This is a genomic window from Streptococcus pacificus (assembly GCF_016481305.1).
GTDB lineage: Bacteria > Bacillota > Bacilli > Lactobacillales > Streptococcaceae > Streptococcus > Streptococcus pacificus.
Genome location: NZ_JAENBO010000001.1, coordinates 212,843 through 229,174 on the forward strand (window position 1 = coordinate 212,843; position 16,332 = coordinate 229,174).

Here is a 16,332-nt window from a genome sequence, read left to right on the forward strand (position 1 = left end):
AATAGTTATGAATGGCACGTTATTTATAGATTCATTAGAAAAACTGAAACCTTTCTTAAATGATGAGAACATTATTGAAATTGTTGTTCGTCAAGGCAATAAAAAAATTAAAACCTTTCAAAAGATTGCATTAAATGGTTTTCAACAACCAGAAGTTAAAGAATTGGCTAGCAAGGTTATTAAATCAATGAGTAAGAATAATCGCTTAGTTCAGAAAAATTTAAAATTGACGCGTCAAGTTGCCAATATGCAACAATTGGACTTGGTTCTTAATGGTGCAAATCTTGCGGCTACAGCAGTGACTTTTGCTATTCTTTATGAAAAATTAAACAGCATTAGCGCTGAAATTAATCAACAAATCAATCAACTACACCAGACAGTAAAGCAAGGATATGATATCCAGACTGGCTTTGAATTTAACAAAGTATTAGCAGACCATACGGATATGCTTGATAGTCGTAGAAGAAAGCAACCTTATCCAGAAGATAAAATGAGAGAATTAGTGGATAGAGAATTTAATGTCCTAACTCTTTTGATAAAAGCCTTTCAAAAGGATATTGCTGCAGATAATGAGGCGCTTATTGTTTCAATTTTCTCATTACTAGCTATGTTTACTGTATCTTTACGTTATTTTGATGAACTATATTATTTTAATAATCATGATGTTTTGGGTGATCAAGAAGTGTGGCATTCTTCACATGGAAAATGGATGAGCATTTACGAGACTTTGTCTTCTGAGTGGTTTGTTGAGAGACTGCAAGACCATGGCGTTTTTAATACAAACATGACTACAAGTGAAGTAGATGTTTACTATACTGAGCTTTTAAATCAGGTTAGAGATTTGCGTGAAGAAGTTGAGGATAACCAAGCATTAATTTTAGCCATTGGTGACTTGGAATTATTGAACAGTCTTCGTGAAAATAGCTCACGTCAAGTGAAAGAAACCATAGATGAGGCAATAAAGGAAGCATTGAATGGTCAAGAATCTCCTGAATCTAAAAAAATAATGGATGAAGCGACTAAACAAGTAGCACTATTAGCTTAGAGGTTTATTATGAATATAGATGTAAAAAATGCAATAGATAAACTGCTACTTGCTTGTAAATCGGCACAATCGGTCTTAACGTCAGACAAAAAAATGGCTGATCTTATTGAAATGGTTGTTCAGGATATTATATCTTTCATTACAATTATTTCAATTTCAGAAGCTGAAGATCGAGTAAAGCATTTCAAGGAAACTTACTTAGATACCTCACTTAGAGAAATCAAGATACCTAACAAAGTAAATCAGTTTCCTAGTTCCTTTGAAATACTTTGCCTCGCTGACAAAACTCTATTAACAAAAAAAGATATTCAATTGTCACCACTTTATATTGAAACGATTATCGAATTGGGAAAATATTATTCTTTCAGCAAATACGATAAAAAACAGATAGATGTCAAAAAATTCAAAGACTATCTCAAAGGATTGAATGATTATCTATCTCAAACCGTTACAAATATAGAATCTACTTCAGAAAGACAAAAACAAAATACTGACAGTAATGAACAAAAAGTTTTTTTCGAAGAATCATCAGTTAATTTATCAAGTAGTTCTCATCAATCTGAAATTCCAGAGGAGAAAGAAGAAACTATCGAAGAATTATTAGAAAACCTTAATCAACTGATTGGACTATCAGAAGTAAAACAAGAAGTTAACACACTCGTTAATCTATTGAAAATCAAAAAAATACGTGAGGAGAGAGGGTTTAAAACAGCAAACATCTCCAAACATCTGGTTTTTTTAGGAAATCCTGGAACGGGGAAAACAACTATTGCCAGACTTATTTCTAAAATTTACAAGCAATTAGGAATTTTGGACAAAGGTCAATTAGTTGAAGTTGATCGTGCTGGTTTAGTAGCTGGTTATGTTGGACAAACGGCTTTAAAAACAAAAGAAAAAATAGATGAGGCTATGGGTGGAATTCTGTTTATTGATGAAGCTTACACTTTGATAAAAGGTGGTTCTGATTTTGGTCAAGAAGCTATTGATACTATTTTAAAAGCCATGGAAGATAACCGAGAAAACTTTGTTGTCATTGTTGCTGGTTATCCTGAACCGATGGCAGAATTTTTAGAATCCAACCCTGGTTTAAAATCGAGATTTAATAAAACGATTTCTTTTGAAGATTATAACGAAGAAGAATTGTTTGAAATTTTTGAATTGTTTTGTCGTTCAAATGATATGAGACTCGCAAACAATGCTATTGAAAGTTTTAAAGAATATCTAAAACAATTAAATGAAAATAAACCTAAAAATTTTGCCAATGGACGTACAATGAGAAATCTTTTTGAAAGAGCAGTGTCTAATCAGGCAAACAGACTCGCTCAACTTGTTGAGATAACTGACAATGAATTAAATGAAATGACAATCGAAGATCTTGATTTAACTCATATAATTATCAACTAGACTATTTTTCTTAAAAGAAAGATAGTCTTTTGTTTTAAAAGTATTTAAAAGAATGTGATTCAGTCAGTTACATTTTAACAGTAAATGTTTGAACAATTTTTCAACAAAATAATAATGTTTGATGGAGAATTTTAAAAAAACATATGATATAATGCGGATGTAATGTGATTGTCAATGACTGTTTGAAAAAGAAACTTTAGTACGTTCAAAAAGTGAGTGATTAGTAATAGAGAATTGATAAAACTTTATGATTTCTATTGTCTATTTAAGTCTAAAACACCTATCAATTTGAACGAATGGTCAAAAACTAGCAGTCATTTATTGTTTATTGACAATGATGAACTAGGGCAAGAAAATTGTCGCATTAATCAAACGCTTCAATAAATCTTTTATATGAACAAATGTAAACGGTTACAAAATAGTTATTTACATACAATATTTTTTGAAACTTCGAAGCTTACCTCTTAACATCAATTAGGTCGTTTAGAGGGAAAGGGGGTGGTTAAGATCTTTATTGCTTCGCAAATCATTATGGTAAAAAAGAACGTTGACTAAAAACTAAAAAAGTAATACACATAAACAGATTATGAAACGAGTTGTTTTGATTTTAATAAAAATGATGACCAGTTTCAAAAAAAAAACGAGCATAGAGGAGGTAACAGTAGTAAACTTTCAATAATTGATAATTTTCAGTAACATGAGCTAATTGATAATTAAAATAGGAGCTATCAATTCTAATATATTAATGAAATTTTAGAAAAATGGTTCTTATTCTAATAATTTTTGGGTGTCATCAACCACTACTCAAAATTTGACAAAGCGTTAAACAATTAAACAATAAGCATCCCTGTCTTTATTTGCGAGCAATGGATATCAAAGCGTCATAAGATTAACAATTTAACTTATTTTCTAGTCATTAAATAACACCTATCGTCACTTTCATTTCATTAGTTTTATAATGATTAAGGAGTTTTTTGGAGGTTAAACTATGAGTAAGAAATGGATATATCTCTTTAAGGAAGGAGACACGAGTATGAAAAATCTTCTCGGAGGAAAAGGTGCCAACCTTGCCGAGATGACCAAACTCGATCTTCCAGTGCCTCAAGGGTTTACTATTACCACTGAAGCATGTACGCAATATTATAAAGATGGAAGAAAACTTAGTGATGACATGTATGCACAAATTCTAGATTACATCGTTAAGTTAGAAGAAATAACAGGGAAAAAATTTGGGGATCCTGATAATCCTTTACTGGTTTCGGTTCGATCTGGTGGAAGAGTATCAATGCCTGGTATGATGGATACTATTCTTAACCTAGGGTTAAATGATGCTGTTGTTGAAAAACTGGCAGAAAAGTTTGGAAATCCTCGCTGGGCATGGGATTCTTATAGAAGATTTATTCAGATGTATTCTGATGTGGTAATGATGGTTGATAAAAAAATTTTTGAGACTCTTATTGATGACATAAAAACCAAAAAGGGAGTAAAAGAAGATGTTGAGTTAAGTGCTGAGGATTTAAAAGAACTTACTCAGCAATTTAAAGCGACTTACAAGTCAAAAATTGGTTCAGATTTTCCAAGTGATCCTAAAGAACAACTCGTTGACGCTATCAAAGCTGTTTTTCGTTCATGGGACAATCCAAGGGCAGTTGTTTATCGTCGTGATAACGATATTCCTTATTCTTGGGGGACAGCCGTCAACGTGCAGATGATGGTTTTTGGCAATATGGGTGAGACTTCGGGTACTGGAGTGGCATTTACAAGGGATCCTGCTACTGGTGAAAAGCATCTCATGGGGGAATTTCTTCTTAATGCACAAGGAGAGGATGTTGTGGCAGGGATACGTACGCCTCAACCTATTGAACAATTAAAAGAGATGATGCCTGAAGTGTATGCTGATTTCATCAGAATTTGCCAAACGCTTGAAAATCATTACAAAAATATGCAGGATATGGAGTTTACAATAGAGGATAATCATCTCTATATGCTGCAAACAAGAAGTGGGCAAAGAACAGCATTTGCTGCTTTAAAGATAGCCTGTGATTTTGTTGATGAAGGCTTGATTTCAAAGGAACAAGCTATCACAATGATTAATCCAAGAAATTTAAATACACTTTTACATCCAGCTTTTGATGCAAAAGTACTAGAAAAGACAAAACCGATTGCAACAGCACTTGCAGCTTCACCTGGTGCAGCTAGTGGTCAAATTGTATTTACAGCTGAAGATGCTAAAAAATGGGGGGAATTAGGAAAAGCTGTCATTCTTGTGAGGTTAGAAACGTCACCAGAAGATATAGAAGGAATGAAAGCTGCCAAAGGATTTCTCACTGTTCGTGGTGGCATGACTTCTCATGCGGCCGTAGTTGCGCGTGGTATGGGAAAATGTTGTGTTTCTGGCTGTTCTGACATTATTATGGATGAGGACAATAAGGTATTTAGACTTGCCGGAAAAGAATTTCATGAAGGCGATGTGATTTCTCTAGATGGCACAACTGGTAAAATCTATGAGGGTCAAATTCCGACCAAAGAAGCAGAAATTGTCGATGAATTTGAAAGAATTATGGAATGGGCGGATGAATTTAGAGTTCTTAGAGTTCGTACAAATGCAGACACCCCAAAAGATGTTCAAAAAGGAAGAGAACTAGGGGCTGAGGGTCTAGGGTTATGTCGAACAGAACATATGTTCTTTGAACAAAGTAGAATTGACGCCTTTCGTGAAATGATTTGCTCAGATACCCTTGAAGAAAGAGAAGAGGCACTTGCTAAACTTCTTCCTCTTCAACAACGAGACTTTGAGGAAATATTTGAGGCATTAGAAGGAAATCCGGCTACTATTCGATTCCTTGACCCACCGCTTCATGAATTTGTGCCTACTTCTGAAGAAGATATTAAAAAACTTGCAAAAACAAAAGGTAAGTCTGTTAATGATATCAAAGATATTATCAATTCGTTACATGAGTTTAATCCAATGATGGGCCATAGAGGCTGTCGTCTTGCTGTTACCTATCCTGAAATTGCTAAAATGCAGACTTCAGCGGTTATCAGAGCGGCAATCACCGTCAAAAAAGCGCATTCAGACTGGAAGATAAAGCCTGAAATCATGATTCCATTGGTATCTGAGATTAAGGAACTTAAAGTGGTTAAGGATATTGTTGTTAAAACCGCAGATGATGAGATTGCAGCAGCAGGCATTGATCTGAAATATGAAGTTGGTACGATGATAGAGTTGCCAAGAGCTTGTTTAACCGCTAATGAAATTGCAAAAGAAGCAGATTTCTTCTGTTTTGGGACAAATGACTTAACACAGATGACGTTTGGTTTTTCAAGAGACGATGCTGCTAAGTTTTTAGGGGCTTACTATGAGGATAATATTCTTGAAAGTGATCCTTTTGTAAAAGTCGATCAAAAAGGTGTGGGACAACTGATTGAAATGGCTGTTAAGTTGGGAAGAAAAAACAATTCTTCTCTTCATGTAGGTGTTTGTGGCGAACATGGTGGCGAGCCTTCTTCCATTGCGTTTTTCCATAAGCTTGGTCTTGATTATGTCTCTTGTTCACCATATAGAGTTCCTATCGCAAGACTTGCAGCAGCACAAGCAGCTATACTAAATAAATAATATTTAAAAACTCAAATAAAGATTAAACGGTAAGAATCTTTTCTTTAGATTGCAACGCTTATCTGTGAAGGGTTATGTTTTGTACTTGCTACAGAATATAACCCTTTTTTGTGCACAAGAAATGTCACGTTTAGTTTTCAACAAAATCTCAGAAGTTGTTAACATTAGTTTTAATTGAGAAATAGACAACTAATACCCTAATCTGATCAGAGTCACTTTTTTAAATCTTATTTGACAAATCGGTTTCTGATATGCTATATTTTAGATACCCAGAGGGGTATATAGTAATGCAATAATAGAAATTGTAAAAGAATTTTCTATTTTATCAAAACCAAAAATGTTTGGAGGAACAAATGGCTAAAATAGTAATTATTGGTGGTGTTGCTGGTGGTGCTACTGCTGCAACAAGGTTGAGACGTTTAAATGAAAAGGATGAGATTATTTTATTTGAAAAGGGAGAATATATTTCTTTTGCCAACTGTGGGCTTCCTTATCATGTTGGTAATGTCATTAAAGACCGTGACAATCTTTTGTTGCAAACTGTCGAAGGAATGAGTAGTCAATACGGAATTGATATTAGACATTTATCAGAAGTCATTGACATCAATCCAGATGAAAAAACAGTTACTGTTTATGATGCCAAAAATAATCGTGAGTATGTCGAAACTTTTGATCATTTAATTATCTCAACAGGTGCTAAGCCAATTGTCCCACCTATTAAGGGCTTAGAGAGCGCAAACAATATTTTCACTCTCAGAAATATTCCCGATATGGATTTAATTAAAGACTATATTGCAACTCACTCCATTCAAACAGCAACTGTTGTTGGAGGAGGCTTTATTGGTCTTGAGATGATGGAAAACCTTGTTGAATTAGGGATTCAGGTCAATTTGGTTGAAATGGCAAATCAAGTCATGCCAAACCTTGATTTTGAAATGGCTCAACAATTACACGCGCAAATTAATTTGCATAAAGTCAATCTCATTCTTTCAGATGGTGTGACTGAAATCAAAGAGTCTGGTCAAAAACTAATCCTATCTAGTGGTCAAGAATTAGCCACAGAAATGATTATTTTAGCGATTGGTGTTGTTCCTGAAAATAGTCTTGCTAAAAAAGCTGGTTTGGAACTAGGGTTTAAAGGTGGCATCAAGGTAAGCAACCGTTTAGAAACCTCTGCCAAAGCTATTTATGCCATTGGTGATGCTATTGAAGTTGTCAATAAGGTCACAAAAGAAGCGACTAATATTCCTCTTGCTTGGCCTGCCAATCGTCAAGGACGTTTAGTGGCTGATATTATTAATGGTATTGATACCAGCTACCCAGGCACCCAAGGAACATCCGTTGCTAAAGTATTTGAATTAACAGCAGCAAGTACTGGAAACAATGAAAAACAATTAAAAGCAGCAGGCATTGATTATGATGTCATTCACATTCACCCTAATTCACACGCTGGTTATTATCCTGGTGCCTCTCCGATAGCCTTAAAAATTCTTTTTACAAAAGAAGGTAAAATCTTGGGTGCACAAGCCATTGGTACTGAAGGAGTAGAAAAACGAATAGATGTTATCGCAACAGCAATGACATTTGGTGCTAAAGTAGAAGAATTGGCAAGTATTGAATTAGCCTATGCCCCACCTTATTCTTCTGCTAAAGATCCTGTCAATCTCCTTGGCTACACAGCTGATAATATAAAAAGAGAACTGGTTGAGACATTCCAGTGGCACGAAGTTGATCAACTTTTAGCTTCTGGTGCTTATTTCTTAGATATTAGAGAAGCATTTGAATTAGCAACGGGCAGTCTTGAAGGCAGTCAGCATATTCCTTTGAACCAACTAAGAAATCGACTGGACGAAATACCAAAAGATGTGACCATTCATGTCTACTGTCAAGTAGGGCAACGTGGCTATAATGCGGCTAGAATTTTAAAACAAACTGGTTTTGAGGTTAAAAACCTAGATGGTGGCTACAAGACTTATAAGCAATCAAAATATCAATTGGTTTCTTTTAAACAAGAAGCGATTCCAGTAAAGAAAGAAGAAAAAATGCCCACTGTTTCAGAGAATTTAGATGCTATTACTCTTGATGCTTGTGGTTTACAATGTCCCGGTCCCATCTTAAAAGTTAAAGAGTCAGTGGATGATATGTCTGATGGCCAAATCCTTAATATCCAAGCGAGTGATTTTGGGTTTAGTGCTGATATTGAGAATTGGGCTAAAAACACGGGGAATACGATAGTTGATAATAGAATTGAGGGCAATAAAGTTCTCGTTAGCTTAGTCAAAGGAAAAGACATTCCCAATGAAAAGGAACCAAATTCTCTTTTAGCTCAAGAAGGAGTCTTGCAAGAAACCAAAGATGGCATGACTATGGTTGTCTTTAGTGGTGACTTGGATAAGGCGCTAGCATCAATGATTATTGCCTCAGGCGCCGCAGCTTATGGCAAAAAAGTGACCATCTTCTTTACTTTCTGGGGCTTATCAATGCTGAAAAAACAAAAAGTGAAGAAATCTGGTTTAGCAAAACTATTTGACATTTTCCTTCCTTCAAAAGCAAATGATATGCCCCTTTCAAGAATGAATATGGGTGGTATGGGACGTCAAATGATTAAACACATCATGAAAGAAAAAAATGTGGATTCTTTGCCAGATATGATTGAACAAGCCCATCAATTAGGTGTAAAATTTGTTGCTTGTACAATGAGTATGGATCTAATGGGGATAGAAAAAGAAGAATTATTTGATTTCGTTGAGTATGGAGGCGTTGCAACCTTTATTGGTGATAGTGAAAATGCCAATATGCAACTGTTTATCTAATACTTTCAATTATTCAAGATAAAAAGAGGACTAACGAAGTCCTCTTTTTATAATGGTTGTATCATTTTTGGGCTTTCAATCACTAAAAACCAACCTTTTTAATTTTTGCTCATTATAGTGTATACTAGAAGTCAGATGTTACTTATTATAAAAAAGTAAAAGAGGTTAGCTATGAAAAAGAAAAAAGTGGCGTTTTTGTGTGTCCATAATTCCTGTCGCAGTCAGATTGCGGAAGCTTTGATGAAAAAATACGGCTCACACCTTGCTGAGGTTTATTCGGCAGGGACAGCACTTAAAAGTCAAATCAATCCAGATGCGGTGAGGCTTATGAAAGTGCTCTATGGCATTGATATGGAAGAGTCTCAAACGCCTAAGTTATTAACAGATATTCCAGCAGTTGAACAAGTTATTACTATGGGTTGCAATGTCACATGTCCAAGTCTCCCTTATCAGTATGATACTGAAGATTGGGGTTTGGACGATCCAACAGGGAAATCCGATCAAGCCTTTATTGCGATTATTTCTGAGATTGATGAAAGAGTGAGAAAGCTTATCCAACAATTAGAACAATCGTAATGATTTTCAGGCGCTTATTTTTGTAGTATAATAGGGTCTGTTTGATTTAAAGGAGAATAGAAAACTAATGCAAGACATTCATTTTAAGGAACTAAGAATTTTTGAAAATTATCATATGGAGACAGTTGAAGAAGGGCATGTGGTAATGACCACTAAGGTGACTCCCTCTTCACTCAACTACTACGGCAACACTCATGGTGGCTATTTGTTTGCCTTGTCTGATCAGGTCAGTGGGTTGGTTGTGAGGACTACTGGCTTTGAATCGGTGACTTTACAGTCTAATATTAACTATTTAAAAGCCGGTCATTTAGATGATACCTTATCGATTGAAGGAAAGGTTGTTCATAATGGTAGGACAACAAAGGTTATTGATGTTGTGATTCGTAATGAGAAGAAAAACGTCTTAACAAAGGCTAGCTTTACCATGTTTATCACAGGTAAAAGAGAGATGTTAGAAAAAGATGAAGACAATAGCTAATGAGTCGTTAGTACTAAAAACTCAGTAAAGGGCATATAACCTTTTACTGAGTTTTTTAGTTTTCTCCAGATGTTTTAATCGCTTAGCTATATGCTTTTCTTGGTTTTCAGAAAACAACGAAAAACAAGACATAATTTCATTGAAAATCAAGGAGTATTTCTGTTTTATTTATCTAACAAAGCTGTAACATTCAAGGGATTTTTCAAGTATTTTTCAAAGTTTAAAAATTTTTGTAAGCGCTTCAAAAAAATGCCTATTTTTAATTGATTTTAGTGCAGGCAATGGGTATAATACGAGTGAAAGGGGGGATAACCTATGAAGAAATTCTTCTATTTCATAGGAGTTATCATGTTGTGTTTTGTCTTTTTTAGTTTTACTATGACAGTTGATGCCTGTACAGGCTTTATTGTTGGTAGTGATTTAACTGAAGATGGCAAAGCTTATTTCGGTCGAACTGAAGATCTTGAGGTAAATCATAATAAGGTCTATCAAGTTCATGAAGCTGGTGAATACAAAGCTGGCGATAAAATTGTTGATGTTTCAACCAGTGAAGACGGCGGTTATGAGTATGTCATGGAAAAAGACTCTAACCAATTCACTTCAGTGAGTGATACCACACCAGAGTACGGTATCTTTGATGAAGCAGGGTTCAATGATAAGGGCTTAATAGTTGACATGACCGTTTCTGCCAGCTATAGAGATGAAATTGAGACAGCTGACGCTTATGTTGAAAAAGGCGTTACTGAAGCAGTTCTTCCTACTGTTGTATTAGCAAATGCTGATACGGCAGATCAAGCAGTTGAACTCATCGCCAATGAAGTAGCCACTAAAGGGGCTTCAGAAGGTAATGATCTTGTTGTTGCCGATCATAACGACACTTGGTATATGGAAATTTATAGTGGCCATCAATTTGTTGCTATGAGATACCCTAAGAATAAATTCTCAGTAATGCCAAATACTTTCTGGCTCAATGAAGTGACATTAGATATTGGTCAAGAATTTGACAATTATATCGTTTCTAATAATGGTCAATTCCTCTATTCTAAAGGGATCTTTGATGTGGCTAAAAAAGCTGGCACCTTTAAGGGTGATGAGAAAAAACGTGTGATTGACTTAGCTGGCTCTTATGCTCCTGAGAAATTAGTGGAATCAAATCGTTCTCGTGTGTATTCTGGTATTAAACACCTCAATCCAGATGCTAATGTGAGCTTAGAAGATCAATACTACAATTTCCTACAAGATGCTCCAGAAAAAAGTATTAGCCTACAAGATTTAATGGCTCTTACTAGAAATCGTATGGAGCACATTGGTTTAGTAGCTGATGAATTAGGTGATCCTAGTCTTTATCCAATTGGAAATCGCAATACCATGGAAGCACATATCTTCCAACTTGATCATGAAAAAATGACTGATACTTATCCTGGTGTGATGTGGCTTGCTATGGGTTCTCCATTAGTATCTCCTTATGTGCCATACTATCCAAATCAAACAACAGGAATTGCAGCCATTCAAAACCAAACGAATGCCTTTTCTGAAGATTCAATGTACTGGGTAGCAATGGATATTTTACACATGGTGGAAACAAACCGTGACGAATTCATGAAGATTGTTAATGACAAATTAACACCAGCTCAACAAGAAATCATGAATCAAGCTGTTTTAGATGGCCCTCAAACCAGTGAAGCAGCAACTGCAAACAATAATGAATTAGCTGAGAAAGCTTTTGCGACAATGAAAGAAATTCGTGAGGAATTAATGGTCGCTCACGCTAAATACCTTGCTGAAAATGATTATGTCGTTAACTATCGTATTAATAGAAGAACCAGAGATTTTGCAGGCACAACCCTTACCGTTGAAAAAGGAACCTCAGATAAGAAAATTCTCTTGGCGATTAATGGCGCTGGTCAAATAAAAGCAACAGACGTTTATGGTAATGAGTTACCTGAGCTAAATAAAGAGTTGACCTACTCTATTGCTAAGAAAGCTATTGACAATCCTATTTTCTATGATGACCAAAACAAGGTGATTGCTTATGATCTAGTGAATGACTTCTATGTCTTTAAGACTAAAGCGACAAACATCACCTTTAAAAAAGCCGTTGAGTATAAGATTGTTGAGGGAGCTAATCAAACTTGGCAATCTGATGACTCAAAAGACTTAACCATTGTTTCTGATGGTGATATGGCTAAATTCCTTAACCTAACCATTGATGGGCAAGTGGTTGATGCTAATAACTATGATATTTCAGAAGGATCAACTAAGATTACTTTGAAAGCTGATTATCTTAAGACACTAGCAACTAGTGAGGATAAAGAACATGACATCACCCTCAACTTTAATGATGGCTATGCAAGCACTAAATTGACTGTCACTAAACTTTCAAACAATGTGACTCCACCATCTAAAGATAATGAGTCTAAAGATCCTAAAAAAGATGACGTCAGCTCACCAAAAGATACTAAAACCACTCAAGAAAATGCTCAATTGCCTAAGAAAATGGCAACTAATCAAAAAGACTTGCCTAAAACAGGCGACTCTACCAATACGGCAGTGACTGGTACCTTAGTGGCACTATCCTCACTAGCTTTATATGGCTATGGCCGTAAAAAACGTGAAGGTGAGATGTAACAGGTAACACTCGCTTTTGTAAAAAATTGTAGTCTAAACGATTGCTAGAGAATATTTTTTAGAGAGAACGCTCAGCGTTCTCTCTTTTTTAGTGATTATTATAAGAGTAGGTAAGCTAATGATCGCAGTTCAAAATCAAAAAAGATAAAAAGTTTCATAAAACAAGTGATTTTAACTGGAAAAACAAACAAATAAACGTGCTGGGAAAAATTTTAATTATCCCCTCTAAACAGATTTTTTCAAAACTTTTCTGATATCAAATAATTCTTCTTATAGCACTATAAGAAATAAGAAGTTTACGGAATAAAAAGAAAGCGCTATCATTTAAGTAACAGAAAGGAGACTGCTATGAAAATTAGTAACGCAACATTTACTGAATTAACTGCATCTTATGGAGATGCATTTCCTATGTTTCAAGTACTAGATGAAAAGGGAAATGTCGTTGACAAAGATGCCATGGATAGTTTAACAGATGAAGAACTTGTTAACCTAATGGAAACTATTACTTGGGGACGAGCAATGGATGAACGTGTCATTCTTTTGAATCGTCAAGGAGCCCTTAGTAACTATGCTCCAGGTGGAGGACAAGAAGCTAGCCAATATGGCAGTGTTTTGGCACTTGATAAAAATGATGTTTTTGCGCCAACTTATCGTGATGTTTTTGTTGGTGTTAAATTTGGTATGACCCTAACCCAAGCTTTCCTTTGGTATAAAGGTCATTTTGCTGCCAATCAATACCCAGATGATCTTCATATGTATTCACCTAATGTTATCGTTGGTGGTAGTGCCATCCAAGCACTTGGCAATGGGATTGCAAAACGTATGAAAGGTGAAAAACAGGTTGCCCTTGCCCTTACTGGGGACTCTTCTACTTCTCAAGGTGATTTTTATGAAGCCCTTAATTTTGGTGGGGTATTCGATGCACAATTAATTATTGTTGTCCAAAACAATGGTTATGGTATTTCCGTTCCAACCTCTAAACAAACAAAAGCAACGACTCTAGCACAAAAGGCTGTTGCAGCAGGAATACCAGCTATTCGTGTTGATGGGATGGACCCAGTAGCTGTGTATTATGCTACTAAACAGGCGCGTGACTATGCTATTGAAAATGGTACGATTCTTATTGAAACTATGACCTATCGTTATGGACCACATACCATGTCAGACGATCCAAAACGTTATAGAGAAGATGCTGAAGTAGAAGAATGGCTTAAAAAAGATCCAATCATTAGATTGGGTAACTACTTAACAGAAAAGAAATTGTGGAGCCAAGAAAAAGCTGATGCTATTTATGAAGATGTCAAAAATCAAGCGAAAGAGGCTCTTGCTGAAATGGCTAAGACTCCTTCTCAAAAAGTATCTGACTTTTTGAAAATGATGTATGACCAACAACCACAAAATATTAAAGAGCAAATTGCTTACTATGAAGCTAAGGAGGAAAACTAATATGCCAGTTCTTACATTAGCACAAGCTGTCACTGAGGGCTTGAAAGAAGCCATGAAAAAACATGATAATACTTTAATTTTTGGCGAAGATGTCGGTAAAAATGGTGGGGTTTTCCGTGTTACAGCAGGTTTACAAGATGAATTTGGAGAAAACCGTGTGTTTGATACTCCATTAGCTGAATCTGGCATTCTTCATATGTCAGTGGGTCTTGCTCAAGAAGGATTTATTCCTATTCCAGAAATTCAGTTTTCAGCATTCGTGGTTGAAGCTATGGATGCATTGATTGTACAACTGTCACGTCAACGTTATCGTTCAGGAGGGACTCGTAATGCTCAAGTAGTGATAAGAGCACCTTATGGTGGTGGTGTTCACACCCCAGAAGTACACTCAGATAGTTTAGAGGGCATGTTTGCTCAAATTCCAGGCTTGCGAGTGGTGATTCCTTCATCAGCTTATGATGCCAAGGGCTTATTGATTTCTGCTATCGAGTCTGAAGATCCTGTCTTCTTCTTAGAACATCTTCGTCTCTATCGTACTGTTAAAGATGAAGTGCCAGAAGGTTATTATACTGTACCTCTTGACAAGGCAAATGTGGTTCGTGAAGGAACAGACGTGACCTTGATTGGTTATGGTTTAATGATTCCGCTTGCTGTTCAAGCAGCTGAACAATTGGAAAAAGAAGGCATTAGTGCAGAAGTTATCGATTTAAGAACGGTATCGCCAGTTGATTATGAAACCATTGAACAATCCGTTGCTAAGACTCACCGTGTTATTGTTCTCCAAGAATCACAACGTCAAGCAGGAACAGCAGGCCAAGTGATGTCTGAAATCGCTGAGCGTCAATTCATGAACTTAGATGCTCCAGTTGCTCGTGTGACAGCACCAGATACAGTATTTCCATTTGGTCTTGCAGAAGAGGCTTGGATGCCAAATGCAGAAGATATTGTTGTAAAAGCAAAAGAAATCGTAGAATTTTAGGAGGGCACGCAATGTATCAATATATTTTGCCTGATTCAGGCGAAGGCACACATGAAAGTGTTGTCATGTCATGGGCTGTTGGTGTTGGTGAAAAAATCAACGAAGACGATACTCTCTTAGAAATTGAAAGTGATAAGGCTGTTGTTGAATTACCAAGTCCAATCACTGGTTATTTAGCGAAAATTTACGTTGAAGCTGGAGACACTGGTATTGTTGGTGAACCTATTGCTGATATAGCAGAATCTGAAGAAGAGTTAAAAGCCTATCAATCTGGAGGAGAAACACCTACACCTGAAACGAAAAAAGAAGAACCAGTTGTTGAAGAAGTGACAACAACAAAACAAACTGTGGCATCACCAGTAACAAAAGAACTAGATGAAAGTGTTGACGTTAGAACACTTGCTGTTCCTCGTGTGCGTCGTTATGCTCGTAGTAAAGGCGTTGATATTCGTTTAATTGAGGGGACAGGTAATCATGGTAAGGTAACGATTGAAGATATTGATCGTTTTGTTGAAAATCCAACCGCTGTGGCAGCAAGTCCAGTTGAAGCTAGTCCGGTTGAAAAAGATGAAACACAAGATCAAATGGTAGCAACTGTTGAAAAAACAGCTCCAAAAGTTACTTCAGGTGACGAATTCCCAGAAACAATTGAAAAATTACCATCTATCCGTCGTACCATTGCAGACGCACTATCTAAGAGTAGTAGTGAAGTCGCACAAGTGACTGTATTTGATCAAGTTGAAGTAGATGCTCTAGTTGCACACAGAAATAAAATGAAAGTATTAGCAGCTGATAGAGATATCAAGTTGACCTTCACACCTTATCTTGTGAAAGCTTTAGTTGGTGTTTTAAAACACTTCCCAGATCTTAATGTGTCACTAGATATGGCTAATAACGAAATTATTCGTCATCATTATTACAATATTGGTGTTGCAACTGATACTCCAAGAGGTTTAATGGTACCAATGATTCGCAATGCAGAACGCAAGAGTCTCTTTGATATTGCTCAAGAAATTGCTGACATTTCTCAAAAAGCCCGTGATGGTAAATTAGCTACTTCTGATATGGGTAAAGGGTCTATGTCAGTGACTAATGTTGGAGCAGCAGCTACTGCCGGCGTTTGGTCAACACCAATTATTAATCTTCCAGAGATTGCCATCTTAAATGTTGGTCGTATTGATAAGGTCTTTCTTCCAGATGAAGAGGGTAATCCTGTTCTCAAACAAGTGATGAAAATCTCATTTGCATTTGATCACCGAGCAATTGATGGTGTTTATGCTCAAAAAGCAATCAACCTTCTCAAGAGCTATCTCAGTGACCCAGACTTATTATTAGCAGAGGGGTGAT

At 36.0% G+C, this 16,332-nt stretch carries 10 protein-coding genes; all 10 read left to right on the plus strand.

Translation table 11 applies throughout. The features are described from left to right. Positions 1–7 precede the first annotated feature (7 nt). Complete coding sequence (locus tag JHK62_RS01000) at positions 8–1,045, plus strand: hypothetical protein (protein WP_199574817.1); 1,038 nt, start codon at positions 8–10, stop codon at positions 1,043–1,045. A gap of 9 nt (positions 1,046–1,054) precedes the next feature. Next, a complete protein-coding gene (locus JHK62_RS01005) occupies positions 1,055–2,449 on the plus strand; it encodes an AAA family ATPase (protein ID WP_199574818.1) in 1,395 nt (464 codons plus the stop codon). Between the two features lie 988 nt (positions 2,450–3,437). Continuing rightward, the gene (gene ppdK, locus JHK62_RS01010) at positions 3,438–6,065 is read left to right on the plus strand and encodes a pyruvate, phosphate dikinase (protein WP_199574819.1); all 2,628 of its coding nucleotides are present in this window, start codon (positions 3,438–3,440) and stop codon (positions 6,063–6,065) included. Between the two features lie 353 nt (positions 6,066–6,418). Further along, positions 6,419–8,878 (plus strand): FAD-dependent oxidoreductase, encoded by a 2,460-nt coding sequence (locus JHK62_RS01015; RefSeq protein WP_199574820.1) that lies wholly within the window; start codon positions 6,419–6,421, stop codon positions 8,876–8,878. Between the two features lie 171 nt (positions 8,879–9,049). Continuing rightward, positions 9,050–9,454 carry an arsenate reductase ArsC gene (locus JHK62_RS01020; protein WP_199574821.1) on the plus strand — a complete coding sequence of 135 codons (405 nt, stop codon included), beginning with the start codon at positions 9,050–9,052 and terminating at the stop codon, positions 9,452–9,454. 67 nt (positions 9,455–9,521) lie between these two features. Continuing rightward, positions 9,522–9,932: a PaaI family thioesterase gene (locus JHK62_RS01025; RefSeq protein ID WP_199574822.1), complete on the plus strand. Its 411-nt coding sequence runs from the start codon at positions 9,522–9,524 to the stop codon at positions 9,930–9,932. 348 nt (positions 9,933–10,280) lie between these two features. Then, the gene (locus JHK62_RS01030) at positions 10,281–12,560 is read left to right on the plus strand and encodes a C69 family dipeptidase (protein ID WP_199574823.1); all 2,280 of its coding nucleotides are present in this window, start codon (positions 10,281–10,283) and stop codon (positions 12,558–12,560) included. 348 nt (positions 12,561–12,908) lie between these two features. Further along, on the plus strand, positions 12,909–14,006 hold the full coding sequence (locus JHK62_RS01035) for a thiamine pyrophosphate-dependent dehydrogenase E1 component subunit alpha (protein WP_199574824.1): 1,098 nt from the start codon (positions 12,909–12,911) through the stop codon (positions 14,004–14,006). 1 nt (position 14,007) lies between these two features. Continuing rightward, positions 14,008–14,985: an alpha-ketoacid dehydrogenase subunit beta gene (locus JHK62_RS01040; RefSeq protein ID WP_199574825.1), complete on the plus strand. Its 978-nt coding sequence runs from the start codon at positions 14,008–14,010 to the stop codon at positions 14,983–14,985. Positions 14,986–14,996: 11 nt separating this feature from the next. Next, positions 14,997–16,331: a dihydrolipoamide acetyltransferase family protein gene (locus JHK62_RS01045; RefSeq protein ID WP_199574826.1), complete on the plus strand. Its 1,335-nt coding sequence runs from the start codon at positions 14,997–14,999 to the stop codon at positions 16,329–16,331. The last annotated feature ends 1 nt before the right edge of the window (position 16,332 follow it).